Origin of the sequence: Citrobacter sp. CFNIH10, assembly GCF_002934585.1 — a bacterium.
Taxonomy (GTDB): domain Bacteria; phylum Pseudomonadota; class Gammaproteobacteria; order Enterobacterales; family Enterobacteriaceae; genus Citrobacter_A; species Citrobacter_A amalonaticus.
The window spans coordinates 3,338,879-3,360,947 of the sequence record NZ_CP026216.1 but is presented as its reverse complement, the minus strand read 5'-3'; the positions used below and the strand labels follow the sequence as shown (position 1 = coordinate 3,360,947).

Annotated in this window: 28 protein-coding genes and 1 pseudogene; 2 read left to right on the top strand and 27 right to left on the bottom strand. The window is 52.7% G+C overall.

The window, feature by feature from the left end; all coding sequences use genetic code 11:
* Positions 1-75: 75 nt before the first annotated feature.
* Both C2U53_RS19950 and C2U53_RS19945 read right to left on the bottom strand, forming a co-directional pair.
* Positions 76-609: pseudogene (locus C2U53_RS19950) on the bottom strand (NAD-dependent epimerase/dehydratase family protein); the annotation flags it as partial.
* 51 nt (positions 610-660) lie between these two features.
* Entirely contained in the window at positions 661-1,215 is a 555-nt protein-coding gene (locus tag C2U53_RS19945) for a recombinase family protein (protein WP_094465479.1), read from the bottom strand.
* Positions 1,216-1,351: 136 nt separating this feature from the next.
* Here C2U53_RS19945 and C2U53_RS30775 point away from each other — a divergent pair, with 136 nt between their 5' ends.
* Both C2U53_RS30775 and C2U53_RS19935 read left to right on the top strand, forming a co-directional pair.
* Positions 1,352-1,633: a hypothetical protein gene (locus C2U53_RS30775; RefSeq protein ID WP_371415044.1), complete on the top strand. Its 282-nt coding sequence runs from the start codon at positions 1,352-1,354 to the stop codon at positions 1,631-1,633.
* A gap of 1 nt (position 1,634) precedes the next feature.
* On the top strand, positions 1,635-2,060 hold the full coding sequence (locus C2U53_RS19935; RefSeq protein ID WP_104446362.1) for a tail fiber assembly protein: 426 nt from the start codon (positions 1,635-1,637) through the stop codon (positions 2,058-2,060).
* On the opposite strand, the gene C2U53_RS19930 is transcribed toward C2U53_RS19935, so the two are convergent.
* From C2U53_RS19930 to C2U53_RS19810, 25 genes are all read right to left on the bottom strand, one after another.
* The gene (locus tag C2U53_RS19930; protein ID WP_104446361.1) at positions 2,032-2,448 is read right to left on the bottom strand and encodes a tail fiber assembly protein; all 417 of its coding nucleotides are present in this window, start codon (positions 2,446-2,448) and stop codon (positions 2,032-2,034) included. The genes C2U53_RS19935 and C2U53_RS19930 overlap by 29 nt on opposite strands.
* A gap of 1 nt (position 2,449) precedes the next feature.
* Complete coding sequence (locus C2U53_RS30395) at positions 2,450-3,118, bottom strand: hypothetical protein (protein WP_246876131.1); 669 nt, start codon at positions 3,116-3,118, stop codon at positions 2,450-2,452.
* The gene (locus C2U53_RS19920) at positions 3,118-3,708 is read right to left on the bottom strand and encodes a YmfQ family protein (protein ID WP_104446360.1); all 591 of its coding nucleotides are present in this window, start codon (positions 3,706-3,708) and stop codon (positions 3,118-3,120) included. Before C2U53_RS19920 ends, C2U53_RS30395 begins: the two co-directional genes overlap by 1 nt.
* Complete coding sequence (locus C2U53_RS19915; protein WP_104446359.1) at positions 3,693-4,769, bottom strand: baseplate J/gp47 family protein; 1,077 nt, start codon at positions 4,767-4,769, stop codon at positions 3,693-3,695. Before C2U53_RS19915 ends, C2U53_RS19920 begins: the two co-directional genes overlap by 16 nt.
* Positions 4,759-5,211, bottom strand: coding sequence for a phage GP46 family protein (locus tag C2U53_RS19910; protein WP_104446358.1), 453 nt, complete (start codon positions 5,209-5,211; stop codon positions 4,759-4,761). The genes C2U53_RS19915 and C2U53_RS19910 overlap by 11 nt, the downstream gene beginning before the upstream one ends.
* Positions 5,208-5,750 carry a phage baseplate assembly protein V gene (locus C2U53_RS19905; RefSeq protein WP_104446357.1) on the bottom strand — a complete coding sequence of 181 codons (543 nt, stop codon included), beginning with the start codon at positions 5,748-5,750 and terminating at the stop codon, positions 5,208-5,210. The genes C2U53_RS19910 and C2U53_RS19905 overlap by 4 nt, the downstream gene beginning before the upstream one ends.
* Positions 5,741-6,832, bottom strand: a complete 1,092-nt coding sequence (locus C2U53_RS19900; protein ID WP_104446356.1) for a phage baseplate assembly protein — start codon at positions 6,830-6,832, stop codon at positions 5,741-5,743. The genes C2U53_RS19905 and C2U53_RS19900 overlap by 10 nt, the downstream gene beginning before the upstream one ends.
* Positions 6,832-8,163, bottom strand: coding sequence for a DNA circularization protein (locus C2U53_RS19895; protein ID WP_104446355.1), 1,332 nt, complete (start codon positions 8,161-8,163; stop codon positions 6,832-6,834). Before C2U53_RS19895 ends, C2U53_RS19900 begins: the two co-directional genes overlap by 1 nt.
* Positions 8,163-10,082, bottom strand: a complete 1,920-nt coding sequence (locus C2U53_RS19890) for a phage tail tape measure protein (protein WP_104446354.1) — start codon at positions 10,080-10,082, stop codon at positions 8,163-8,165. The genes C2U53_RS19895 and C2U53_RS19890 overlap by 1 nt, the downstream gene beginning before the upstream one ends.
* An 86-nt stretch (positions 10,083-10,168) precedes the next feature.
* Positions 10,169-10,564: a phage tail assembly protein gene (locus C2U53_RS19885; RefSeq protein ID WP_104446353.1), complete on the bottom strand. Its 396-nt coding sequence runs from the start codon at positions 10,562-10,564 to the stop codon at positions 10,169-10,171.
* Positions 10,565-10,567: 3 nt separating this feature from the next.
* On the bottom strand, positions 10,568-10,924 hold the full coding sequence (locus C2U53_RS19880; protein ID WP_058587158.1) for a phage tail tube protein: 357 nt from the start codon (positions 10,922-10,924) through the stop codon (positions 10,568-10,570).
* A gap of 9 nt (positions 10,925-10,933) precedes the next feature.
* Positions 10,934-12,412 carry a phage tail sheath subtilisin-like domain-containing protein gene (locus C2U53_RS19875; protein WP_104446352.1) on the bottom strand — a complete coding sequence of 493 codons (1,479 nt, stop codon included), beginning with the start codon at positions 12,410-12,412 and terminating at the stop codon, positions 10,934-10,936.
* Complete coding sequence (locus C2U53_RS19870; RefSeq protein WP_104446351.1) at positions 12,412-12,600, bottom strand: DUF2635 domain-containing protein; 189 nt, start codon at positions 12,598-12,600, stop codon at positions 12,412-12,414. The genes C2U53_RS19875 and C2U53_RS19870 overlap by 1 nt, the downstream gene beginning before the upstream one ends.
* Positions 12,593-13,204 (bottom strand): hypothetical protein, encoded by a 612-nt coding sequence (locus tag C2U53_RS19865; RefSeq protein ID WP_104446350.1) that lies wholly within the window; start codon positions 13,202-13,204, stop codon positions 12,593-12,595. The genes C2U53_RS19870 and C2U53_RS19865 overlap by 8 nt, the downstream gene beginning before the upstream one ends.
* Entirely contained in the window at positions 13,201-13,743 is a 543-nt protein-coding gene (locus tag C2U53_RS19860) for a phage virion morphogenesis protein (RefSeq protein WP_104446349.1), read from the bottom strand. Before C2U53_RS19860 ends, C2U53_RS19865 begins: the two co-directional genes overlap by 4 nt.
* Positions 13,743-14,183, bottom strand: coding sequence for a gp436 family protein (locus C2U53_RS19855; protein WP_058587163.1), 441 nt, complete (start codon positions 14,181-14,183; stop codon positions 13,743-13,745). Before C2U53_RS19855 ends, C2U53_RS19860 begins: the two co-directional genes overlap by 1 nt.
* A complete protein-coding gene (locus C2U53_RS19850) occupies positions 14,183-14,785 on the bottom strand; it encodes a hypothetical protein (protein WP_104446348.1) in 603 nt (200 codons plus the stop codon). Before C2U53_RS19850 ends, C2U53_RS19855 begins: the two co-directional genes overlap by 1 nt.
* A gap of 83 nt (positions 14,786-14,868) precedes the next feature.
* The gene (locus C2U53_RS19845) at positions 14,869-15,762 is read right to left on the bottom strand and encodes a Mu-like prophage major head subunit gpT family protein (protein WP_104446347.1); all 894 of its coding nucleotides are present in this window, start codon (positions 15,760-15,762) and stop codon (positions 14,869-14,871) included.
* A gap of 3 nt (positions 15,763-15,765) precedes the next feature.
* On the bottom strand, positions 15,766-16,722 hold the full coding sequence (locus C2U53_RS19840) for a phage protease (protein WP_104446346.1): 957 nt from the start codon (positions 16,720-16,722) through the stop codon (positions 15,766-15,768).
* A gap of 203 nt (positions 16,723-16,925) precedes the next feature.
* Positions 16,926-17,720, bottom strand: coding sequence for a phage minor head protein (locus C2U53_RS19835; protein ID WP_104446345.1), 795 nt, complete (start codon positions 17,718-17,720; stop codon positions 16,926-16,928).
* Positions 17,713-19,281: a DUF935 domain-containing protein gene (locus tag C2U53_RS19830; protein ID WP_104446344.1), complete on the bottom strand. Its 1,569-nt coding sequence runs from the start codon at positions 19,279-19,281 to the stop codon at positions 17,713-17,715. The genes C2U53_RS19835 and C2U53_RS19830 overlap by 8 nt, the downstream gene beginning before the upstream one ends.
* On the bottom strand, positions 19,281-20,864 hold the full coding sequence (locus tag C2U53_RS19825) for a terminase large subunit domain-containing protein (RefSeq protein ID WP_104446343.1): 1,584 nt from the start codon (positions 20,862-20,864) through the stop codon (positions 19,281-19,283). The genes C2U53_RS19830 and C2U53_RS19825 overlap by 1 nt, the downstream gene beginning before the upstream one ends.
* Entirely contained in the window at positions 20,861-21,439 is a 579-nt protein-coding gene (locus C2U53_RS19820; protein ID WP_104446342.1) for a DUF3486 family protein, read from the bottom strand. Before C2U53_RS19820 ends, C2U53_RS19825 begins: the two co-directional genes overlap by 4 nt.
* Positions 21,429-21,701 carry a hypothetical protein gene (locus tag C2U53_RS19815; RefSeq protein ID WP_104446341.1) on the bottom strand — a complete coding sequence of 91 codons (273 nt, stop codon included), beginning with the start codon at positions 21,699-21,701 and terminating at the stop codon, positions 21,429-21,431. Before C2U53_RS19815 ends, C2U53_RS19820 begins: the two co-directional genes overlap by 11 nt.
* Positions 21,691-22,068, bottom strand: a complete 378-nt coding sequence (locus C2U53_RS19810) for a hypothetical protein (RefSeq protein WP_104446340.1) — start codon at positions 22,066-22,068, stop codon at positions 21,691-21,693. The genes C2U53_RS19815 and C2U53_RS19810 overlap by 11 nt, the downstream gene beginning before the upstream one ends.
* Position 22,069: the final 1 nt, after the last annotated feature.

Here is a 22,069-nt window from a genome sequence, read left to right as displayed (position 1 = left end):
AAAATAACATACCTGTATTATAAATAATTAAAATAACCCCTGCCGTAACGCATATTCCAGGCTAACCCGGGGAAACTAATTTATTTTCTCGCACAGAGATTTATTATTTGCCGACCAGTCAGAGTGGATTAACTCACAAACTTTACTCCTGGTTAACATCGGTTCTTTTCCGGCAAACCGACTGATTAACGTACTCGCGTCGGCAAACAATGTGAGTAACGGTAACGGAATGGTTACGGTGCGAACCGGTCCGTTGCGCACTACGGCCGCAATTTCCTGAATGCGTTGCCAGTTGTAGCCACCGGCAACACCATCGCAGAGTTCATACGGATAGACCGGCGTCTGGTCGGCCATGAGCCATTGACTGACAGCCTGCGCTAAATCGCTCACGTGCAAAAATGACAAACGGGCTTCGGCAGCGCCAAAACGCGGAAGGTAACCGCGCAGCATCGCGCGAAACAGTGGTGTTAGCTCTTTGTCACCGGGTCCATACACTGCCGTAGGTCGAAAAATCCCCAGCGTAATTTCTGCGGCCATCGTCGTTAGCCGTTGTTCTGCGACATACTTGGAATTTGCATACCATGAGAGTTCCGGGTGCCGCGCGCCAATCAAATCGCGACACATTGACAAATAACATTGGATCGCCTGCGTGATCGTGATTTATATGTCAGACGCTGGAAACTTTTTATACAGCGTAGAAATTCCAACATCATAGATGATTGCTACACGCTGCCGCGTTTCTCCCGCAGCCAACAGTCTTCCTGCTTGCGCCCATTGTTCAGGCGTTAATTTTGGTCTCCTTCCACCTATTCGTCCTTTTTCGCGAGCTGCGGCAAGACCAGCAAGGGTTCTCTCGACAATAAGCTCACGCTCCATCTCTGCCAGTGCGGACATGATGTGGAAAATAAACCGTCCCATCGGACTCGATGTGTCGATGCTGTCTGTGAGACTGCGAAAGTGGATGCCGCGCTGCCGCAGCTCATCGACCAATAACACGAGGTTGCGCATACTCCGTCCCAACCGATCCAGTTTCCAGACTACGAGTGTATCTCCCTCTTTCAGAGTGCGCAGGAGCTTTTTTAGCGCTGGTCTATTAGCAATTGTTCCGCTCATTTTTTCCTCAAAAATCTGTTCACATCCTGACCGTTTAAGAGCTTCCCTCTGGAGATCAGTGTTTTGGTCATTTGTTGACACCCGTACGTAGCCAATTTGCATAAATTTTAATCACTCTGTCGTGTGTAGTAATGGTGATTTTATCGGCATATTAATGAGGCTCTAAAGCCTCTTAAACGTTCAATTGGGAGAAGCCGCGAAAAGAGATGTCGGCACTGGCGAAAATCAGATACCGGATATGTCCAGCTTTGGTGCTGGCTCAGGATGGAGCCAATTACCAAACGGGAAATTATTGCAGTGGGGGACTTACACTGGCTCTGCACCAACAGGGACCATAAATTTTCCGGTTCCTTTCCCGATTTCAGTAGGGCGAGTAATTATGTCTCTATCAGGGACCAGTGCTGATGCGGGATCTATTGCCTACGTTCTCCAGGACGATAACTCGTTATCAAAAACATCGTTTTTCTTTCGTCGTGCGGGTGCGCAGGTGCGATTTAACTGGTTCTGCATAGGTGAATAAAATGAATAAATATAAATGGTCAGCAAAATATAACGCGTTTTTCCCGATTGAAATACTCCCTGCTTATCAATCGTCATGGGATGACCTTAGTGATTTAATTGATATTGATGATTCTGTTGTGGCTGAATTTAACGGGAAGCCGCCTGAAGGCAAAGTGCGGGGTGTTGTTGATAACATGCCAGCATGGGTTGATATTCCTCTCCCAACATATGAGGAAAAAATAGCCGCCGCAGAAGCAATTAAGTTGAATCTGAAGGCTAACGCAGATTCTGAAATTGCCTGGCGACAGGATGCTGTTGACGCCGGTATTGCGACGGATGAGGAGACTAACGCGCTGGTTGACTGGAAAAAATATCGGGTCTTACTGATGCGTGTCGATACAGCAAAACCCGAATGGCCTACGCTTCCGGAGGATCTGGCCAGTTAGGATTGGCAGTATCAACAGAGTTCAGTGCATCAATATAGGCCAGCCAGGCTATCAGGCTGGTCTTCTCATCATCGCTGATGACTCCCAAGAGTAGTTTGCTCTGCCAGTTTATGATCGTGGCCTGTGCAGCAATCAGTAACTCTGATTTTTTCTGCTCTGCTGTCGCGATAGCTTCTTCTCGCGTTGGTAGTGGGAGATCAACCCATGCTGGCAAACCATCTATAGCCCCCAGCATCTTTCCTTCTGGTGGTGTCTGGGTGAAGGTGGCGAACGTCGCCTCATCCACCTCAACGGCATCACCTGGCCATGTCCCGGCATTTACGTATTTGCCTTTTTCATTACCCGGCATAAAGCCGTTTTCGCTTGGGCTGTAATAGTAAATTTTCATATCAGTTTCCTATGGCAAGAAATCGTCCACCCAGCGTCGGACTGGTATTACGTGATACAAACGAGCCGCGAACAGATGGATTAATTGCTGCGCCTATAGAAGACACTCCTGTTGTTCCTACCCCAGCGGTATACCCCGATGTCGCTAATACGGCAAAAATAGTTGTAGGGAAAAGAATAGGAAACGATGTTGATATATCACTGGCAGACGGCAGGATTGTCCCCCACTGCAATAAAATGCCATTCGGTAAGAATGTGTAGCCTGGCTGTCCAGCACCGGGGGTCAAATAACTAAAGGCCGACATATCAGGTATCTGGTTTTCCCCTGTTCCGACATCCCGCAGCGCCGCTGTTCCCAAACCAAGGTTTGAGAGAGCCGTTGCAATCGCCTCTGGACCATCCTGAGCGATGTCTCCGAATGGATTATTGCGTTGCAGGAACAACATGCCGAGTGCAGCCAGTAATTGCGTACTGTCCATTTTGTCAGGGGAAATCCCTGCGGTTCTGACAACATTAAGCAATTCGCTCTGAACGATGTTAAACCAGTCGGGGCCGGGGTACGTCGGAGGGGTTCCATTACCACCTTCAGTAAAGAACAGTTCAGCCTCACTGGTGACAGGGGACGGTTGTGGCATAACCGGAACACCGGTCGAATTATCTACGTGAAACATCAGTTATCTCCTGAAGAATAAAAATATTCGTATGCTGTACCGCCGAGGCGATATTTAGTCAGCACACACTCCAGCTCTCTGGCGCGTTCGCTAAGAAGTGGTGTCATGACATTATCGATACAGGTAAAGCGTCCACCTTTGATGTCGAGTACATCAATCTGTAAAGTCCAGCGATAACGGGCCGGGTAAAGGGGATACATGCAGCTACGCATGCAGTGATGAGGAAGAATGACGGTGACCCGGATAGTAAACCCAAGCGCTGCGGCTACCGCTTCAATCTGCCACGGGGCAAGCCCCCCTTTACGATGATATTTCTCCACAACAGCCCGACGTCGGTCTTCTACAGTTCCGCTTAACTGCCCACACTCTGGTAGTTCAAGGTATTTTTCCCATTCCTCCAGCAGCAGGAATGTTGTCTCTGGCCGCATCTCCGGAAGCAGGCTCTCTGCATCAAATTCCGTCTGACTTAAACGTCTGGCTAACGCCCGTAAAAAACGGTTTAAATCTCCGTCTTCATCCCGTGACCAGGCTTTACCACGCGGCATGATCTGCCATAAAGCACCCAGCCATTCATCTACGCTGTGGGCCATGTCAGTTCCCCGATAGTGATAAGTTCATTCTGATCGCAGGGAATGTCAGCAGTCAGATTCAGTGTGTAATCGGTCACACCAGATGCTGTGCCGATTGCAGTCCTGATTGCTGAAATGGGTAGCGTATGCCCAGGTTGCAGCGTCTTCTGGAGCGTCAACAGACGAGACTGGACAGCCTTACGCGTAGCGGGCGTATCCGGCGTTATGTCAATAATCATATCGACCGGGCGAAGTACCAGCTCAACGGGCCATACTTCTATTCCGCCTGGCTTGCCAACCCATACACCAGTCGCCGGGTCGGTATGACGGAAAAGATAATCCTCCATATTTTTCCGGTCCTGATATCCGGGGGTAATCACTGAACGAGCGTCATAAACCCATGCCAGCCCGATTGTGCATGGACCATGCCAGGCATCAAATGCCCATGCCCGACTTACGCCAGCCATTTCACGCGCCCAGATAACATAATCATGCACCGCGCCGCCAACGGGCGGATTGCGCTTACGAAATAAAAGCCGGTCAAGAAGTTCAGAGACAGGTTCAATATCTGCACCTCCGGTGATACCTCCCGTCCCCGTTGAACCTATGCTCTCCACACCGGGAACGGGGGACAGCAGTGTCAGACTCTCACCTTCAGGAAGGTTTCCGGATACGCCGGCATCGCTTGCCTGAATGGTTACTGTCATCACACCATCCACAGGAACGCCGGAAGCCGTCACGGCATAAACAACACCGGAAGCGGTCTGCATCTCCGCATCCTCCGGTAATGGCGTGGTCCCTTTAAATACAGCCGGCCCCTTCGCAAACGCGGACTGTTTTCTTATGACGCCTTCACTGGCCGCAGTTTCGATAATGGTTTCATCATCAGATTTAACGGACGGAATAATCTGGTCTTTGATCCAGCTCTGGTGGTCGTATAAATCACGCACCTGATTACTGAATGAGGTATTAAGTGCCTTCTCAACACCTACTGGTGGAAGTTTTTGCAGCCCCAGTTCAAAGGCAATATCTTTTTCGCCGTCAGTAATAAGTTTGCGCAGTGCGGGAACGTTATAAGTCATTAGCGGTGGACTCCCAGCGTTTACTTATTTCAATCCGGAGCGTTGTTTTATCCGGGCGGGTAAGGATGACAATAAAATTAATCCGATCACTGCCGCTTATCGTGGCCGTCACCGTTGCATTACGTGCATATCCGGAACGTAAAAGAGGCTGCATGGAGAGCAGCGCATAATCTTCCACTCGCATTCTGACGGTTTCCGTCAGTTTTTCGCGGTCCAGTAGCCAGAGTTTTGACCCCCACGGATAATCACTGAAGGTGTCACCGGGCCAGCCTCGCGGGTCAGATGAATTATCGGGGATAATGTCATCGGTATCAGCACGGACGTCTGTAAAAAGACAAATCAGAACCAGTGTGACCATACCTTCATCACGCGATAAACCATCATGGTTAATTGTCAGTTCACCTCTGGAGAGTTGATTATTCCAACTGATACCAATAGTCATTTCATCTCCGATGTTTTTTCGTCATCTCCGTCAATATGGAAATGCTCAAGCACAGATTTACCGGCAACCTGAATATCTTCTGTAAACTGGGTAGGGCCGTTAACTTTTAACTGTTTTGTAGTTATCTCAAACATATCGAGGACATCGTAATTAACCGATTTCCCTTTAACTTCGATAACGCCATTCTTTTTCAGGGTGATATATGACTGACCATCGCCGTGATATAACCTGACCTCTCCATCCTCCAGACCTTTAGGACGACAGCGCTTGTCTTCAACAGCGATTGCCACCAGTCCTTCTCGACGTCCCCCTACCGCCAGAATGAGTGCTTCTGAACCGACAGGCGGAACGGATGTCAGACCGTAATTCTGGAAACGCTCAACGTCATCATTGGTTGAGTCAGCCAGAGACTGGATCTGGAGATTCTGGCGACCAAGACTGTCGGTAACGATACGGACGACAGCTCTGTCAACGAGCAGCCGCAGCCGGCGTCCAATACCTTCAAGTGTGCGACCGATGTTTGCCGGATTCAGTCCCATGTTGCCACCGTCTTTGCCTTTGATTTTTTGCCTTTCTTACCCGTTTTCTTCGTGCCGGTTTCAGGCATGTCCATTGATTCAGGAGGAACCAGTGTCAGAACGCAGATACGCCCGTTATCACCTTCAGTGAACGTCACGCTCTTAATCAGCCACGTGGCCTTCAGGTTCTGTATCGGGTCATCAATATCGACGAGTCTGTTTTTTTGCCATAACGGGCTGTCATCGCCATTTTCGCGCCACCCAGCCAGCGTGATTTCGGTGCTGTTGGCTTCGCCCATCATCCGGGCTTTGTACCATTCACCACGTGTACTCGCACCGCCGACGGTCAGGCTGTCTTCATTCACCAGGATTTTCGGGCGGTAGCGGTTGATATCACCATCATCAACAATGGTCTGACGTCCACCTGTCACTTTCGCTGGCTGAGCGTCCCATGTGCTTCCACCGGCACTGGACGTGCCTTTTACGATGTACTGGCTGTTTCGCTCTCGCCAACTGAACCGGCCACGGGCGGCAAGAATATTGGTCCCGAAAATCAGAGGAACGCCGGCACGCTTTGTTGATGCACGGGTGATGATCAGATTACCCAGGCCATCAGCAGTAAGCAGAACGCCGCGTTGTTTAGCCAGGCGGTCAAGAAGATCGAAAGCGGTCTCTCCCTGTTCAAGCACCACGCTACCGAAGGTTTCACCAGTGTCAGTTTCACTGATAACACTGATGCCGTAGGGTTTGCAGATTTCCGTTGCCAGTTGCTCCAGTCGAACACCTTTCCACTGGCCGGACTTATGCACCACAGAGCTGTCAACAAGATCGCCGGTTTTATCCCGGCCCATGACGCGAATACTCATGTTCTCTGCGTCATAGCTGGGAATAAAATCATCGATATATCCTGTCAGAACCGTATCCTTTCCCAGCCTGACGATGCAGGGCATACCCTGCTTAATGATTCGCGGTGATGCTTCTGACCATTGCGTGGTGACAGTGAGATCAAATTCGCCGGCAACAGCCTCCAGTGAGGAAGTGATGGACATCTCGGTCCATCCGTCCCACTGCTGGCCGTCAACCTCAAGCACAACCATTTCCATTACTCTGTTACCTCGACAGGTTTACCTGGAAGAATGAAAGCCGGGTCACGCAGCCGGTTCCGTGTGGCAATGGCGTCACGGTTCTCTGTATTACCGGTCTCACGCCATGCAATCAGGGATACAGGGGATGTCGTAGTCAGGGTGACTATCCGGGCCTGTGGCAACTGAGCGCTCCTGACCCGCACGTCATTGACGACGGCAAAACGCAGCTCACGCAGGGCATGCCACAAATCCCGCTGGCCGTTTTCCACGGCGTACACCGCCTGTTCATTCAGTTGCTCAGCCAGCGTGTCGCCCGTACTGATGGCTTCCTCACTACTTCTGAACTCAGTGCTGGCAATGGTCTCTGCTTGTCCGATAAGACTGGCAACGACGATCAACTGACGAAAATCAGTGATGTTAGCCTGCATAGAATCCGTCAGTTCAGGAACGACATCAGGAAGGCTGCTGGCAAAGCCATAGGTCCCGTCAGTAACAGAACCCGGTGTAACTGACATGTACTTGGGTAACTGGTGAAGTGCAGCAGCTGTCGCACGGTCATTTGTATTTGTGACCGAATCAGGCGATGACCACGGCGAAGAAGATGAACCGGAAAACTGTTCTCCCTGCCACCGGCTGCGGAGCTGATCGTAAACCCGCATTGACCACAGAGGTTCGGTCACAGTCTCACGGACGCCGCTTACAAGGTTCAGAACATCATTGATAAATCCGGCAGGTTTCGCGACGGCCAGCTCAATTAACCCACGAAAACGCCCGAGGCGATCAGTCCATTCAGTAATCGCGGAGGGGAGCGTCAGCACACCCACCACCAGATTTTCCATATCGTCCATCCATGTATCGGCCATCTCACCAAGACCATCCAGCAGGGCAAAGACATCGCCGTTCGCCAGAGCGTCTTTGACCTTATCTGCCGCGCTCATTACCGTCAGACTGGTATTTTCAGCGGCGGATGGAAACAGACGTTCACCCGCTTCGAACACTTCAAAATCGACATAGGCAATGCCGCCTTCTTCTGTGCTCAGTCGGTGCGAAACCTTGCCAACCTGAACCTTCTGAATGCCGAACCACGGATGAATAAGTTCGCCAGGGCCTGGTGTGTTCAGGGCGCGGAGAAGTGCCTCCAGTTCGCTCTGGTAGTTCTTTCCAATCAGCTTGCCGTTGATTTGCTGTTGGGTCAGGACGGCACCATTATCCTCGGTCCAGCCCACTTCTTTTTTAGGGTAGGCCCGTGGGATGGCACGACGTCCGCCAGTGCCTTCGTTGTTCACCAGCCAGAACGCCACGCCACGAAATGAAGCATCGCGCAGGTCTTCCCATCGGGTAACGGCCATCAGCTTTGCTCCACGCTGGACACGCCAGCCGATGCGCTGAGTTTGATACCCGGCTGGTTCATGCTGACACTTTTAACGCGTCCGCCACCTTCGAGGATGACACGGATCTCACCCTGCATTTTTTGTACGGTTGTTGGCAATGCTGGTGGCTGAACTGGCTTATCGAATGCGTTTTTGTTTTCAATGGCGGCATTGGTGCCACGCAGGAAATCAACGATGACACCAAACAAAGAATGGTCATTCGTTTCAGGACGTGGTGTTTCTGCCGGGTGATTGTTTGACGCAGGAACGAACGGCGTCGCCGGCGTCAGTGATGCCCACGGGCGCGGATCAATAACCGGTTTCTCACTCGCTTTGCGATTAGCGCGATCCTTTGCCCACTGAACCATACTGTCCTTGTCGTCATCGGTCAGCGGCGGTTCTTCATAAAGGTATGGGATAGTTGACGCCAGCATTGTCGGACCAACCATCCAATTCAGCCCACCAAGACGTCTTGGGCCTTTAGGTTTGCGGGGATTTTTCCCGTCTGGTCCAGACGGGACCATATCACCCGGACCACCCATACCGCCTTTGCCCATGTTCACGACATAAACCGGCATGACGCCGGAGCCAAAAACATCGGAGACGCCTTTAGGGATACCTTTACCGCCTTTTTCTGGCTGAAGAAAATCCCATGCACCTTTACCGATTTTAAAAGCCTTACGTGCCGCGATGACTCCGGCAGTAGCAATAGCTATTTTCTTGCCGATTTCAAGCCAGTTCTGAACCGTCTTTTGATCAACGGAATTGATAGCATCAGCCAGTTCCTGTACAGGACCGGCAAGATTGTTGTTAGAAAATTTCTTCCATGTGACACTCAGACTGGTCAGCGCCGAAGTAAAATCCTTCGCCGCATATTCGGCGTCTTTCATGATGCCTGTACCGTCTCCGACAACTGACTGGTATCGCTTAAGATTTTCCGCCCCTTTGCCGGAGGTGACGCTACTGATAAGTAAAATACTGTCCTGATTAAAACCGGCTTCCAGAAGTCTTTTGTTCTGCTCTTGCGCCCCCTTGCTACCGGATGATTTCGCTACTTCAGCCAAGAGCACTGAAAGCGAACGCATCTTTCCGTCCTTGTCATAAACGTTAATCCCGGCTTTCTGCTTGAGGGTGTCAACGACCTTTGGTAATTGCAGATCTCGAATCAGGTTTTCAGTCGCCGTGGCTGCTGTATCGCGATCACCCGTAGCATCCCTTGCCGAGTTCAGAACCACCAGCCCCTGTTTGATTCCTTCGACGCCTTTCCCTCCAGCAGCTGCGTACATTGATAACGCCCTGGTTGCTTTCTCCGCTGCATCTTTCAGTTCGAATGCGCCTTCTTTGCCCAAGTTGTTGGCAATATCCATTGCCTGAAGGTTCTCTTGGGCATTCTTTGTCTGAAACTTCTGAAAAGTTGCAAACAATCCACCAATTGCTTGGCCGTCAGAACCCGATGCAGCGATAGAGGCAGCTATCATGTCCTTATTCTGAATACCAAAATCCAGATCACCGGTCGTTTTATTGACATTCTCCAGAGCCGCCAACACCTCCGAGTCATCGACACGGAATTTGATGGCTGTATCCTGGATACCCGCAAAAATATTGCGCATCTCATCGCGAGTTTTACCGGCAGCAATACCCAGACCTGTTAATTGTCTGTCTGTTTTAGCAAACTCTTTCAGTGCGGCACCACTGGCAAGGCCGGCAATCATCGTGGTGTAACGGTTGCTGAGCATATCCAGACCACGTCCCGCAGATTCCGACGCGGCTTTAACAACAGACATTGCTTTCTGGTTACGGCTGGCAAACTCGCTCATATTAGCGCCGTACTGGCGGGCTTTCGCCGTCAGGTTCCCGGCAAGGTTAATCAGAATTTCAGTGCTTAGGCGGTTTGTCATATTGCTTCCTCAGTTGCCTGACCTGAATAAGCAACTGCCGCAGGGGCAGTTGCTCAAGCCGGTTAACATCGAAACGCTGAGAGAGGTTAATCAGCAGTAGATTGAGTGCCGCTGCCATCGGCATCATGTCGCCCCCGTTCGGCAGTCTCCCCGAGCATGTCGTCCATTGCCTGACCCTTTTCTGTCAGCAACTTCAAATCTTCCGGATGCAGACCATAGATTTGATTCATGTCCAGCGGACCGGGGATTTCACCAATTTGCTTAATCTGCCGGCGCATCATCTCCAGCCCCATCATCACCTCAGAGCAGTACGCGACCGCCTTGCCGTGCTCACCGATAACAACGCGCTCAGAGGCCAGTTGCGATTCGATAACGTCACGGGATGTCAGTTCACGCAGTGTCACATCCTTGTGAAGCATTTCATCGGTGGTGCCTTTGCCGGTACGCAGACCGTGTTTCAGTGTGAATGTCAGTTCAGCCATGTCTTACACCTTCACACACTTGACGCCGATGAAGTTGGCCGAAACCGTACCCGCATCTTCGTCCAGTTCTGCCGGGTTATCGGTGGCCGCGCCGGTCATCATGTAATTGAGACCGTTGTCACCGTAGAACATGACGGTCACGTCCTCCCAGTTACTGATTTCAATCACATCGACGTCGCGATCCGCAGCAATGGTCAGCTTGATGGAAGGGGCGGCCATCTTGCGGGAATTACCCCAGACCTTGCCACCGCCCATATGTTGCTGGCGGGCATAGCCACCCGGATTCAGCACGGATTTCCCTTCAGTTTTGATTTCGCGGCCATTAACACGAATAGCCGCCATACCCAGAATATTTGCCATGCTGGCTCCTTAAAGTTTGAACTGGACGAGACCGGCCAGAACGCGCAGCTGGTTCACCAGATTCGGGTGGCAGATAAAGTTCAGGCGGTTCGGATCGTTGCTGTCGATGGTGACATCAAGCGTGTCTTTGTAGTCCTCGAAGTCCTCCACCAGTCCTGCCGGGATAAGCTCAGTCAGTGCAATATCCAGCAGTTCAGCGGTCGCAATCTTCGGTGTCATCACTGGTTGACCGGCATCGAGCAAATCGAGCACGTCATCACCCGCCAGCTTGTGCCGTGGGTAGCGACTGGTGAAACGGTTTTTGATGACATAACGGATGCGTCCAAGCGTTGCCGGCGACTGCACATCGAGATACGAAATATCGGTATCGCCATAACGGTTAACGCGATACATGGTGATTTCGCGATCAATACAGACGTTGTCGCCGGCATCAACAAAGTGCGTGGCGATACCATCATGCAGCAACAAATTACGCTCCGGCATGTCCCAGCGAATGCCGCTTTTCGGTGGCTTGATGCCGGTCAGCACCAGTGTCTGGAGAGGACGGGCCGGGTCAAGGGCAAGCTGGTAAGCTGCTGTCGCACCATAACTGGCAGCCCACAACCATGACGGTTCCGGCGCGATGTTGGTGCCGATACAGGAAATCAGCCAGTCATTACGGGTATTCCCAAACGTACCGCTCTGGGCATGCGTACCGCGAAAAGCCGTCCACAACTGAGCCTCCATCATCTTGAGTGGCCCCCAGCGCTCCAGCAGTTCGTCACGAATGGTGTTCAGACTTTGCGTGTCGTTGTACGGGAAAATGATATCCGTATACCAGTCATCACCCAGCGCGGCGACAACCGCCTGAATATCAGGTGTACCCGAACCGCCCGTAAAGGCTGTCAACGTGGCACTGATGCCTGTCGGTGTTTTTTCACCCGGATAAAAGTTCAGACGCACATCGCTGTCATTCCCCGTAACGCCTTTCCATTTAATGGTCAGCACGACGGTAGCGGTAGTCTCTGCTTTTAAAGTGGCGGTGACCTGCGTTGCAGGTTTTGCAGTTACTTCTGTGATGATATTGCTGGCAATGGTTTCGGCGTCATCACCGATGCTGACGCCCACCTGGACAGATACACCATTAATCATCAGTGCCAGCGTTCCCGACTGAGTGGCAGTGCCGAGCATCGTGACGGTGGCGCTCGCAGCCGCGCCCTGGTCAATGTCCTCCAGCCCCATCGCATACATCTCGGTGTAGCGGTTGGCCTTACGGACTGTCTTAGCCATTTCACCCAGCATGGAGCCACGACCATAAAGCTCATCGGCCATGCTGTCACCGGTAATGCGGCTCAGTATCAGTGCCTCAGCGGTTGCGCTGCCGAGTTGCTGACCGACCACCAGAATTTTACGGGACTGTGCCGGTGCGGCACTCATCGCCATAGAGTTATCGATATCGATCCAGACCAGCGGGACACGAATATCATCAGGAATATTACCGATGGACATCATGCCTCCTTATCGGTTTTAGGTGTGCGGGACTTAGGTAGCTCAGTGATGATCACATCGCCTTCTTTTTCGCGGCGCAGCCAGTAAGCATTTACCGGCAGTGCCTCACCAGCAGCATCAAGGTGACGGCCATCAGCCTTACGGACGAGCAGGTCCGCCTTCGATGGCTTAATCATTTTCTTACTCATCAGTCTGTCCTTCTCTTACGTTTATGATTTCCGGCTCATCGCTTACCGGCTGTCCGTTCACCACAATACTGGCCCCCAGTCGCAGGAATTCCGGCAGTGTGGACAGGTTGATCTCATCATCAAGCCGGAACTCCTGTTCCCATGTGACGGCCCACATGGTGATACCGAGATTTTCCAGCCCCCCCGACCAGAGATTTTCAGCGGAAATATTTTCGGCCATCCGCTCAGCCTTCATACCCGCAGCCGCTTCACGGCAACTGATACGACGGGCAAGTCGTCCGGCGATAACCTCACAGCGGGCATCGCGCGGGTATCCCCAGAAATCAGCCATCATGATGTAGGCCGCCCAGGTAACAAGGCCGGTCATACCGCGACGGTTCTGGATGTTTCTGACCCGCAGGGCGGCAATACGGATACTGCCGCCACGCCCGGACATATAGCTTTTGACCTGGTCCGGGGTATTAAACTGACCGATGTGACGTTCCACCTTTTCAACCCGGTCTGGTTGCTTTTCACCCTCCAGTTCAACTTTCAGCCAGTTAACAATATTCTCGGCGGCACTGACCGTGCTGCCCAGGGTGACGAACTCCGGACGCTCATTCATTGCAGAACCTCATTCCAGAAATCCCCGATGACGTGCAGCAGTTCCTGACTGTTCCCGGAGGACAGACCGAGGAATTCACGCTGCGGGATGTTTAACATACGTTTATGCGCCCCCACGGTTTGCCATACCCCGTGTTTAAGCGCCCGACCAAACGCCTGAGTGATGAGACGCTTATGGGCTGACACAGATACCGAGCCGGAAAATCCTTCGTTGTGCGTCCGGCCATAATCAAGCGGTGTACCCACACGAACGACTGAGCCACTGACCACATACTGGATACTGTCGAGCAGATCGCCGTTGCCCTGTAACAGACTCTGGTTGCTGTGTCGGGTTTTCGCGTAGCTGTCAGACCAGTCCTGCCACTTCTCACCGGCAGGGCCGGATTTTTCGCTGGCGATGCGACGGCGGGTTTGTGACTCCACCACAGCACCAATGCTCTCCAGTAGCTCCTGTTGCAGTGACTGGTCAGCCAGCCGCTCAATCGCGCGGCGAATGTCCTGAAGCTTCTGGTCGCCTCTGACCTCGACAGTAATTCCCATCACAGCACCCCTTTCAGGTTGTTACGGGTGAACAGACGGCGGTTTTCACTGACGATGATCAGCTTTCCGGTGTCGGTCTCAGGAACCGGGGTGTCAGACGGCACTCCGAGGTCACGGGTGCCGTTAGCAATTTCACGCAGGGTGCGAAGGGCTTCGTCGTAACGCTTCTGGATTTCATCGGTGATCTGATGGTCCCGTTCAGACAGCCAGTAAAACGCGATAGAAACCGCAGCACGGCGCAACGGACTCGGCAGGGTCGGAAGATTCAGCGGCAACTGGTAACGCTTCGCCAGAAAGGAATTAATTTCTGCATCAGTGTCATCAATCGCCCGCTGGATCTTTTCTTCGTCGAGCTGCTGCGTCTCTTTGTTGATTGCCATGTTCCAGACACGGTCACCATCGGTTGCCAGCAGGTCTTCACGCGTTACGTAAATGCCCATTATTCGCTCTCCGCAGCGGTTTCAGGTTCGGTAACAGCCTCCAGTTCGGTCACAACCAGCATCTTTTCAGCCTTCAGACGTCGGGCTGTATCGGTGCTAATCACGCAGCCATGCAGCGGTTTACCACCGGCATCCTCCAGAATCTGTTCATCCGGGTTGTCGCTGACGAAAACATTTACCGGATCGTGCGGCCAGAATCGGCCCGCGCGATGAAAGCCGTTTTCCGGAATGGCGCGGACCTCCAGCACCACGACATTTTCAGCAATGCGAACAGCTTCTGTATGGTCACGTTCCAGCATCTCCCGCCAGAGATGATTTCTCATCTCATCACCAGTGAGATTGCCCTTATCAACCTGTACAGTGATAAGGCCGGACGGTTCCGGAGTGACGGCTATTCCACCATCACCGGATGCAGGTTCCGGGTCAGATGTGACACCTGTAGCTGTAACCGCCGGTTGTGATGTCTGACCGTCATCAGTAATAACTGGTGCCATCGGTGCCGGTTGCGCCTGGACAGTCGTATCCTTCGTTGCTTTGTCGTCTTTCTTTTCCGTAGCGGTTCCGGTCTTGCCAGCGGCTGATTTATTAGCTTTTCCACTCACTTTTTAAACCTCGTTTACGGTACGTTTGAAGGAGGGATAACCCCTCCTTAATCCGGAGTTACGTCATTTATTACGTAACGACGTCACGCTTTGACGTAAGGCGAAACCAGCAGATCAACATCCTTGTAATAGATGTTCGAACCGCCACCATCAGCCATGACCGCTTCAATCAGCGCTTTAGCCGCGCCACGGTTATTTTTACCGACAACCAGCAACGTCGGATTCATGCCCAGTGGTTCGCCGTTAGAGTCAGTGATAGCCATCATCGCGGAGACGGCGGCTTCATAGTTCGCTTTGTTCAGCGCGGCTTTTGACCCGACACAGGTCTGCCAGAAGCCAAAGCCAACGTTGCTGCGGCCATCAGTCCCGTAGGCGAATTCGTTCTGAAGGAACACGCGCTCACTGGTGAGATCGTCGAGGGCGGTGAAATTAAACGGACGGCGCTCCTGGTAAATGATGGGCAGCAGCGCATGCGTGGCATCAATCAGGAACCACGGCTCGCCAGCATCTGTCGTCGGGTCGCCCACAACGTTCGATTTGGTGAGTGCACCAACAGGGTGATCGGTATCAAAGAAATACTGACCGTCCCAGCACAGCGTATTGAAGCCTTTGCACAGCAATTCAAACGACAGCTTGTCCGGGAAAATAGTGGTGTCGCGGCCAAGCTGTTCAGCAATCACGGAATACTGACCAATCTGGTCGTCTTCGATTTTTTCACGCTTAACCTTGACCGAGTTTTCCCAGGTTTTGTTGGTAATGACATACCCGGCCTGAGCCAGCTCTTTCAGTTGACGTTCCCCGATCCATTCCTTGATGGTCGGAAAGTCTTCAACCCAGCCATAAGTGTTAGATGCACCGGAACTGGGGATGACAGTGGCAATGGTTCGAAATTGTGGATTGACGCGCCCGACACCTTTGGTAAAGGCGGCGCTCAGAGCTGTCGTCAGCGCATGCAATACTTCAGCGGATACCTGCATGGATTATTTCTCCTGGTTACGAACGGAAAGGAATTCTTCCTGGCTGATGCCCATATGGCGGCACATCGCAAGGTCTTCGTCGGAAAGCGTGGCGTTGCCTTCGGTGCCTTCTTTTTTGGTCGTTGTGGTTTTGCTGACAATGACCGGTGCCGCTTTCACGAACTCAGCAAACTGCTTACGGCCTTCTTCTGAACGGCAGGTTGCGAGATACATTTCGCGGTTGGCCGGGGCGACCTTTCCGGCTTCAATGGCGCTGTCCACCAGTGCCTCTGATTCTTTGGTGGCAATCTCATTGAGTTTGGCTTCAGCGCTGTCCGCACGATTCAGTGCAAGCTGGTGCGTTTCAACGGGAATAAACTTCGTCAGGTCGGGATTCTCAGCACGGTTAAGCGCCACCTGCTCGGCGGTCTTAATCTGCTGAATGGCTTTTACTGCATCGTCTGCTGTGGCAGTGGCCGCAAGGCCAAGCACTGTCACAATCTGGACAGGTACTGTCATCGTGTTTTCCTCAGAGTTGAGTGCGGGTAAATCAAGGTTGGGTTTGTTGGTCAGCGCTGCGCTGGACAGGCGGGTCACCTGACCGTCAGCGGTGTATTTAAAGGCCGGACTGTAATAGAGGTATTTCTTGCCACGCAGCTGCGCCACACCATCATCAGTCCATTCAACATGCGCTTCCACCACGCCATTACTGACGCGATAGCCGTCAATCCAGCCGTAAGCCGGAGCTTCTTCACCCTTCGGACCTTTCAGCTCGGTTGCATGCTCGATATCAAACGGGAGTTTCGGATAGCTCATCGAGGCACGAATGATGGCTTCAGGATTGTTGTTCACCCACGAACGGCCATCACGCCCTGTAAAGGTTCCCGCCGGTATCATCGGCAGCCATTCCGGCAATGCATCATCAGTAAGGTCCGGAAGCTGAAAGCAAAGCGCCAGCAGTTCCGTATTGTTCGGGTTCATGGTGTTGTCCGGTCACGTTGTTTACTTCCGGACAGTGTGGAGGGGAACGGGTCAGAAGGTGGATTAACCGGCTTCACTGTAAACGCTGCATGAAACCGCGTTTAAAACACGTTTAAAAACGCTGTGGCGCGTTTAACGATTTTTTCACGTGTCATCATGACGCGATAATCGTTAATGCCGCCACGCGTATTATGGGATGGTTTTTATCTCTCTGGCGAATAACTGTTAAACGCATCCTGTTTTCTGCGTAGCTGTTCCTCCAGTTCGCGGGGTCGGGATATGCCGGGGTTATACGCCCAGCCTGGATCAATACCCTCCGGAATAGTCTCTTCCTCGCCAGTGCGTTTGTTAACCCACCTGACTGTACGGATTTCCGGTGCTTCAGTGTTGATGGTGCCGTTCGTTTTCATCTGCTCATACTCATACCGGCTGATTTGCCGCGTACCACATTTGCACCCCCAGCCGTTTGGCCCCATGTGTGTTCGCCAGAACGGATGATCAACAGGCAGACAGACATCCTTCCAGCGCAGATGCTCAGCGCGGTGCTCACGTGAAGGGCCGACGGTATAGACCAGATAAGGCATCGCCCGTTGTGTACGTTCAATTCGCTGCCATTGTCCCGCTGCACGGGCGGTTCGCATGTTGGTGTCATAGATAACGCGCATCCGGCGATCACTGCCGAGCTGGACAATACGGGTTTCACCAGTCAGTGGGTCATCCATCAGTTGCTGCCCCCACCATCCACGTTTCACCAGCAGGGGTTTAAGAGACTCGCGAAACTGCTCAAAGGTCTGGCCGTTCTCCAGTGCATCCTCCACGAGCTGGCGAACGTCAGCGAGCAAATCGAGTTGCGTCATCTTTGCCACAGTAAAGCCGATGCTGTGTTCTTCCATCCAGACATCGCGGTAATCAAATCCCGGCTTCAGCTTTTTCGCCTTCAGCCAGGTCAGCGCTTCCTGGGGAATAATGCTGTATTTATCGCTGACCGGCTTAGCCATCGTTTACATCTCCCAGCGACCGGGCTTTAAAACAGAGCATCGCCAGCTGCGTCGCGAACTCATCTGCATCAAGTTCTTTCTGAAGCGCCGGCAGGCCAGCGAGAAAAGATTCAAAGCTGTCAGATTTCTTCGCCAGTTCCAGTACCGGACTGGTGAACGCATCACCGGTACGCTGCCAGTCTTTCATGGCGTCATCGACCATCAGATCAAGGGTATCAGGCTGACTGCGGTTAAGCGCGGTATGCTCGCGGTTCATGGCAACGGATGGCTCAGCCATTTTCATCTCAGGCACCAGGATCTTTGCGCCTTTCTCCGGTTCAGACAGTCCGAATTTGTCTCGAATCTCTGACATCTGAACTTCCATCCCACGGTCAATCAGTGGCGACAGTGCATCTACCAGTACCTTGAGGTCTTCCGGCTTGCTGATGCGCAGAACGACACGGGGGTAATGCTCCTGTGGACCGTAATTCATATCCACATAGGGACGGACAAGGAACTCAGACAACGTGTTGGATAGCTGCCAGGCATCCCATTTTGCGATGTCCATACGGACACCATTATGGACTTCCGCCTGAGCGCGTGAACTGCCGTCATCGGTGGTCATGGTCTGCCCCAGAACGGCCTTACTAATCTGAGCGTCACACCATTCCGCCATCTCCTTAAAGAGTGTGCCACCGGTATTACGACTGGCCGCTTCCTGCATCTCCAGTTTCATGGAATCAGGAATTGCGCAGCCAGCATCGGAGGCCAGTGATGCAATCGCATCCAGCAGCGTCTGGATTTGTTCCGGGCTGGCGTTGTTACCGTATTTCCCCACCACAATCGGAATGCCAAATTTTTCAGCGAATGCCCACCAGTCCCGGACGGTGTAGGACTTGAGCATATACATGACGGCCACCAGACGCGCCAGACCATTACGCAGCGGCAGACCTGATTTCAGGCGTGGTTTATGGACGATAAATTTCCCCGGTGACAATGGCTCGCCGTCGATGGGATTTTTGTCTGTCAGCAATCTGAAATCACGCAGTGTTTCCCGGTCAGGTTTCAGAAAGCGTGGATCTACCCATTCGTAATCGCGGGGCTTCCAGAGTGTGGTGCTGGTATTCCAGAGGATTTCGCAGACACCGACACCTTTACCAAGACCATCAAGCAGATCGAACAGTAACTCGGGAACCTGCGGCTGTGACATCAGGTTACGGATATCATCCGCAATCTCAACGTCCCGTGGGGAATCACTCCCGGCCTCAACGGAAGGTTCAATCCCGGAAACGGTCAGCTTACGCGTACGTAAAACACTGGCATAGTGCAGATCACGTTCCTCCAGTTCTTCCGCCATGATGAAAAAATCACGGGCATGACCATCGGCGGCATTACGTAAAATCCCGGCAAGTCTGCCGGGACTCAGCGTACTGGCAACGCTGATGCCTGCCGAGGGTGAACGTACACTCATTACCGCCGCTGCGGATTGCGTCTGCCTGAGTTCGTCCTTGTTCACGGTGACCACTTCCCCCGTGGCAGGACTGAACAGCCGGCGAACGGCTCCGGATAATTGTTTAAACATCAGAGTAATCCCCGTTGGTTTTTAAGACCCCGCGTGATGCGAACCTGCCGGTGCTCGTTGCGCTCATCGGGGCGGGAGGGTTTCTTTAACTTATGGACTTCATAACGGCGGCAGTCCTCACGGCTGGCGAGGAAGCCCAGAAAGATAGCGATGGCGGAGTCACCATGACGCTTGCGACCATCGGTGCCGGTAGTTCGTGCATCATCAATACCTGGTACGCCGCGATAAAGCTGAATAGCGCCGAGGTCAGTGATCACATCTTCATGTTTTGGCAGTACCAGTTCATTGTCTTCAAATGCCGCACGGAACCGGGGCATGTTCTCCCGGTAGTACTTGACGGAAAGTTGCACCTGCTCAACTTCATCACCATATTTTTCCGCCGCCTGTTCTGCCAGGTACTGGCCGTTACCACGGGCATCAAGCTTTATGCCGTCGCGGCGGGGGAGACGATCGCAGATATAAAACAGCGCCTGTTCCTGCTGTTTAAACGGCACGTTGCTGAGTTCCACCAGAAACGGAACATTACGCGTCGTATCATCGTTGACCGTCATCGGCGCAAACACTGTCAGGTCACCGTTACGGGCAAAGTCTTCCCCCAGACAGTGTCGCAGGTTCTGCGGCAGTTTCTCCAGTTCGGGAAGAACAACGGTCTCCAGCCATTCCTGCATGTCCACACGGCGCAGCCCGTCTGGCATGGCGTTATAATCTGCCGTACCGGTAAAGCGAAGTACAACGGTCGGGCCTCTGGCCGCACGTTCGCGCAGAGAGCGGGCAATATACACACCGCCGCCGTTCTTCGGCTCGCAGTAGTATTCCTCGCGGGCATCTTCTTCAGTGGCTGTGTCGCTCAGAAGGTTAGCCAGCCATTCCGCCTCAGCCTCCACAGACCAGTCTTTTTTGGTGACCTGACAGATACGCTGATACAGCCCCTCAGCAATGGCCGTTTCAATATCCACGTGATGGACAGAGTAACGTTTTTTTCCGGCCCGGCTGTCGGTGATGATGGTATTGAACAGGTTATCGATACCGTTATGGGTGGAGATAAGACGGACATTATTCCCCCACATTGTCAGCGCCAGTGCCGCCTTGAGCACGGCGGCAAGGTCAGCCTGGAACGCGGCCTCATCAATGATGACGTTACCCTGCATACCGCGCAGGTTCGACGGATTGGATGACAGCGCCTTGATTTTATAGCCACTGGCGAACTGGATGACATAGACCAGAATGTCCTTGTCCTCATCCTTCAGCACTTCTTCACCAATGTCAGATGCGGCACGATCATAGGCTTTGGCCCACATGGCGCAGGCATCAATGAATTCACGCGCCATGTCTTTCGTCGTACCGACGTAAAACGTATCGCAACCGCCAGCCTCAACTGACATTGACCCGTTCAGCGCGGCGTCAGCAGCCTCTGCCCAGGTCAGACCGGTACGACGAGACTTCTCGGCAATCTTCAGTTGAGAGGTGTCAGCAATCCACCGCTTCTGATAAGGAAGCAGCAACTGGCTTTTGTCGAACGTACCCGACAGGATCGCCGCTGCGGACTGACTGGTGAGTGTTCTGGCCGTCGACATAGCTGTCATTCTGCAATCCCCAGAATCTGACGTTTGATATCGGCAGCCGTCTCAGCCGACAGTCCGGCAGAACGCGTGATTTTTTCCGCCTGCTCAGCGGCTTTCTTCGCGAACTCCTGCTGGATCTCTTTCTCACGTTTATGGCTTGCCATCGCAGCGGCTTCCAGTCGCTGGGCAACAAGCGCAAGCTGCCCCAGCGCTTTTGGCTCAACTGTCTTATCGCTGTTAGCCATATCCATTGAGGTTTCAAAGGCGAGCGTCTTGACGAACTCCAGCAAAAGTTTGCCGACATCGGACGTCGGTGCGGAACCAAGTTTTGACGCCCAGATTTCAGCCATCTCGCGGGATGCACGAATCTTTGCCCCGAACTCTTCCATGCGGCTTGCGTAACGGTTCAGACCGGTACGACTGAGCTGCATGTCTTCCGGAAGGTTATGCTCGTTAATCAGTTCATTAATGGCTTCACGTATTTCTTCCTGGGTATGCCGCTTGTCACGCAGCATCTGATGCAGTTGTTCACGAACCATATCCGGAAGCAGATCAATCTTTGACGGACGCCCGCGCGTCTGGCGTTCACTTGCCATTCTCCCTCCTGAGACGCTCAAGAAAGTCACGTTCGTGGCGGTTTTTGTCCTTCAGCAGCAACGTCCAGACACGTTTGTATTCCGGGTTGTTGTTGAGAAAGGTGTTCAGATATGACTGCGCTGATTTGGCGTCGTACTTTTTACCCGTCGATTTTTCAAACTGAGGCGCAATGGCCCTGGCTTCAATTTCTGCGCAGACAAGGATGGCAGCCATTTTTCTGATGATGTCACGCTGGCCGGTGCTCAGTGGTTTAATAGACATGGCCGGGGTTCTCCAGGTCGAAAATACGTGATGTCACGTCTTCAATAGCATCCGTAAAACCAAACGCGCTACTCCACTCCGGTGGTGCGCCTGTCACTGCTTCATACATGCTGTCCAGTGCGGCGATAACCTGATCACGCTCCGCAATCAACTGAGTTTCAGAGCGGTCCAGGCGTGCGATCCCTTCAATGGCGCGTTCAGTGGCATTACACAGTGCGTCAATCACCACGCCGGCCTGAAAGAGTGCAGGCCCGGACATCCCGATTTCACCAGACTCACGCAGGTCAGCCAGTCCGGCGAGACGACACAACTGCTCAGCCTGCTGGCGACAGTTGATCAGAACCCGGGTGATTTTTTCTTTTTCCATA

What these genes read in the sequence shown, in the direction of transcription:
- C2U53_RS19840 (WP_104446346.1), bottom strand. Translation starts at nt 16,722, where the DNA reads ATGAACCCGAACAATACGGAACTGCTGGCGCTTTGCTTTCAGCTTCCG.
- C2U53_RS19935 (WP_104446362.1), top strand. Translation starts at nt 1,635, where the DNA reads ATGAATAAATATAAATGGTCAGCAAAATATAACGCGTTTTTCCCGATT.
- C2U53_RS30775 (WP_371415044.1), top strand. Translation starts at nt 1,352, where the DNA reads ATGTCCAGCTTTGGTGCTGGCTCAGGATGGAGCCAATTACCAAACGGG.
- C2U53_RS19930 (WP_104446361.1), bottom strand. Translation starts at nt 2,448, where the DNA reads ATGAAAATTTACTATTACAGCCCAAGCGAAAACGGCTTTATGCCGGGT.
- C2U53_RS19915 (WP_104446359.1), bottom strand. Translation starts at nt 4,769, where the DNA reads ATGACTTATAACGTTCCCGCACTGCGCAAACTTATTACTGACGGCGAA.
- C2U53_RS19830 (WP_104446344.1), bottom strand. Translation starts at nt 19,281, where the DNA reads ATGTTTAAACAATTATCCGGAGCCGTTCGCCGGCTGTTCAGTCCTGCC.
- C2U53_RS19945 (WP_094465479.1), bottom strand. Translation starts at nt 1,215, where the DNA reads ATGCAAATTGGCTACGTACGGGTGTCAACAAATGACCAAAACACTGAT.
- C2U53_RS19815 (WP_104446341.1), bottom strand. Translation starts at nt 21,701, where the DNA reads ATGTCTATTAAACCACTGAGCACCGGCCAGCGTGACATCATCAGAAAA.
- C2U53_RS19855 (WP_058587163.1), bottom strand. Translation starts at nt 14,183, where the DNA reads ATGGGCATTTACGTAACGCGTGAAGACCTGCTGGCAACCGATGGTGAC.
- C2U53_RS19885 (WP_104446353.1), bottom strand. Translation starts at nt 10,564, where the DNA reads ATGGCTGAACTGACATTCACACTGAAACACGGTCTGCGTACCGGCAAA.
- C2U53_RS19835 (WP_104446345.1), bottom strand. Translation starts at nt 17,720, where the DNA reads ATGGCTAAGCCGGTCAGCGATAAATACAGCATTATTCCCCAGGAAGCG.
- C2U53_RS19905 (WP_104446357.1), bottom strand. Translation starts at nt 5,750, where the DNA reads ATGGGACTGAATCCGGCAAACATCGGTCGCACACTTGAAGGTATTGGA.
- C2U53_RS19890 (WP_104446354.1), bottom strand. Translation starts at nt 10,082, where the DNA reads ATGACAAACCGCCTAAGCACTGAAATTCTGATTAACCTTGCCGGGAAC.
- C2U53_RS19900 (WP_104446356.1), bottom strand. Translation starts at nt 6,832, where the DNA reads ATGGAAATGGTTGTGCTTGAGGTTGACGGCCAGCAGTGGGACGGATGG.
- C2U53_RS19825 (WP_104446343.1), bottom strand. Translation starts at nt 20,864, where the DNA reads ATGACAGCTATGTCGACGGCCAGAACACTCACCAGTCAGTCCGCAGCG.
- C2U53_RS19920 (WP_104446360.1), bottom strand. Translation starts at nt 3,708, where the DNA reads ATGGCCCACAGCGTAGATGAATGGCTGGGTGCTTTATGGCAGATCATG.
- C2U53_RS19810 (WP_104446340.1), bottom strand. Translation starts at nt 22,068, where the DNA reads ATGGAAAAAGAAAAAATCACCCGGGTTCTGATCAACTGTCGCCAGCAG.
- C2U53_RS19865 (WP_104446350.1), bottom strand. Translation starts at nt 13,204, where the DNA reads ATGAATGAGCGTCCGGAGTTCGTCACCCTGGGCAGCACGGTCAGTGCC.
- C2U53_RS19875 (WP_104446352.1), bottom strand. Translation starts at nt 12,412, where the DNA reads ATGTCCATCGGTAATATTCCTGATGATATTCGTGTCCCGCTGGTCTGG.
- C2U53_RS19895 (WP_104446355.1), bottom strand. Translation starts at nt 8,163, where the DNA reads ATGGCCGTTACCCGATGGGAAGACCTGCGCGATGCTTCATTTCGTGGC.
- C2U53_RS19870 (WP_104446351.1), bottom strand. Translation starts at nt 12,600, where the DNA reads ATGAGTAAGAAAATGATTAAGCCATCGAAGGCGGACCTGCTCGTCCGT.
- C2U53_RS19860 (WP_104446349.1), bottom strand. Translation starts at nt 13,743, where the DNA reads ATGGGAATTACTGTCGAGGTCAGAGGCGACCAGAAGCTTCAGGACATT.
- C2U53_RS19880 (WP_058587158.1), bottom strand. Translation starts at nt 10,924, where the DNA reads ATGGCAAATATTCTGGGTATGGCGGCTATTCGTGTTAATGGCCGCGAA.
- C2U53_RS19820 (WP_104446342.1), bottom strand. Translation starts at nt 21,439, where the DNA reads ATGGCAAGTGAACGCCAGACGCGCGGGCGTCCGTCAAAGATTGATCTG.
- C2U53_RS30395 (WP_246876131.1), bottom strand. Translation starts at nt 3,118, where the DNA reads ATGTTTCACGTAGATAATTCGACCGGTGTTCCGGTTATGCCACAACCG.
- C2U53_RS19845 (WP_104446347.1), bottom strand. Translation starts at nt 15,762, where the DNA reads ATGCAGGTATCCGCTGAAGTATTGCATGCGCTGACGACAGCTCTGAGC.
- C2U53_RS19910 (WP_104446358.1), bottom strand. Translation starts at nt 5,211, where the DNA reads ATGACTATTGGTATCAGTTGGAATAATCAACTCTCCAGAGGTGAACTG.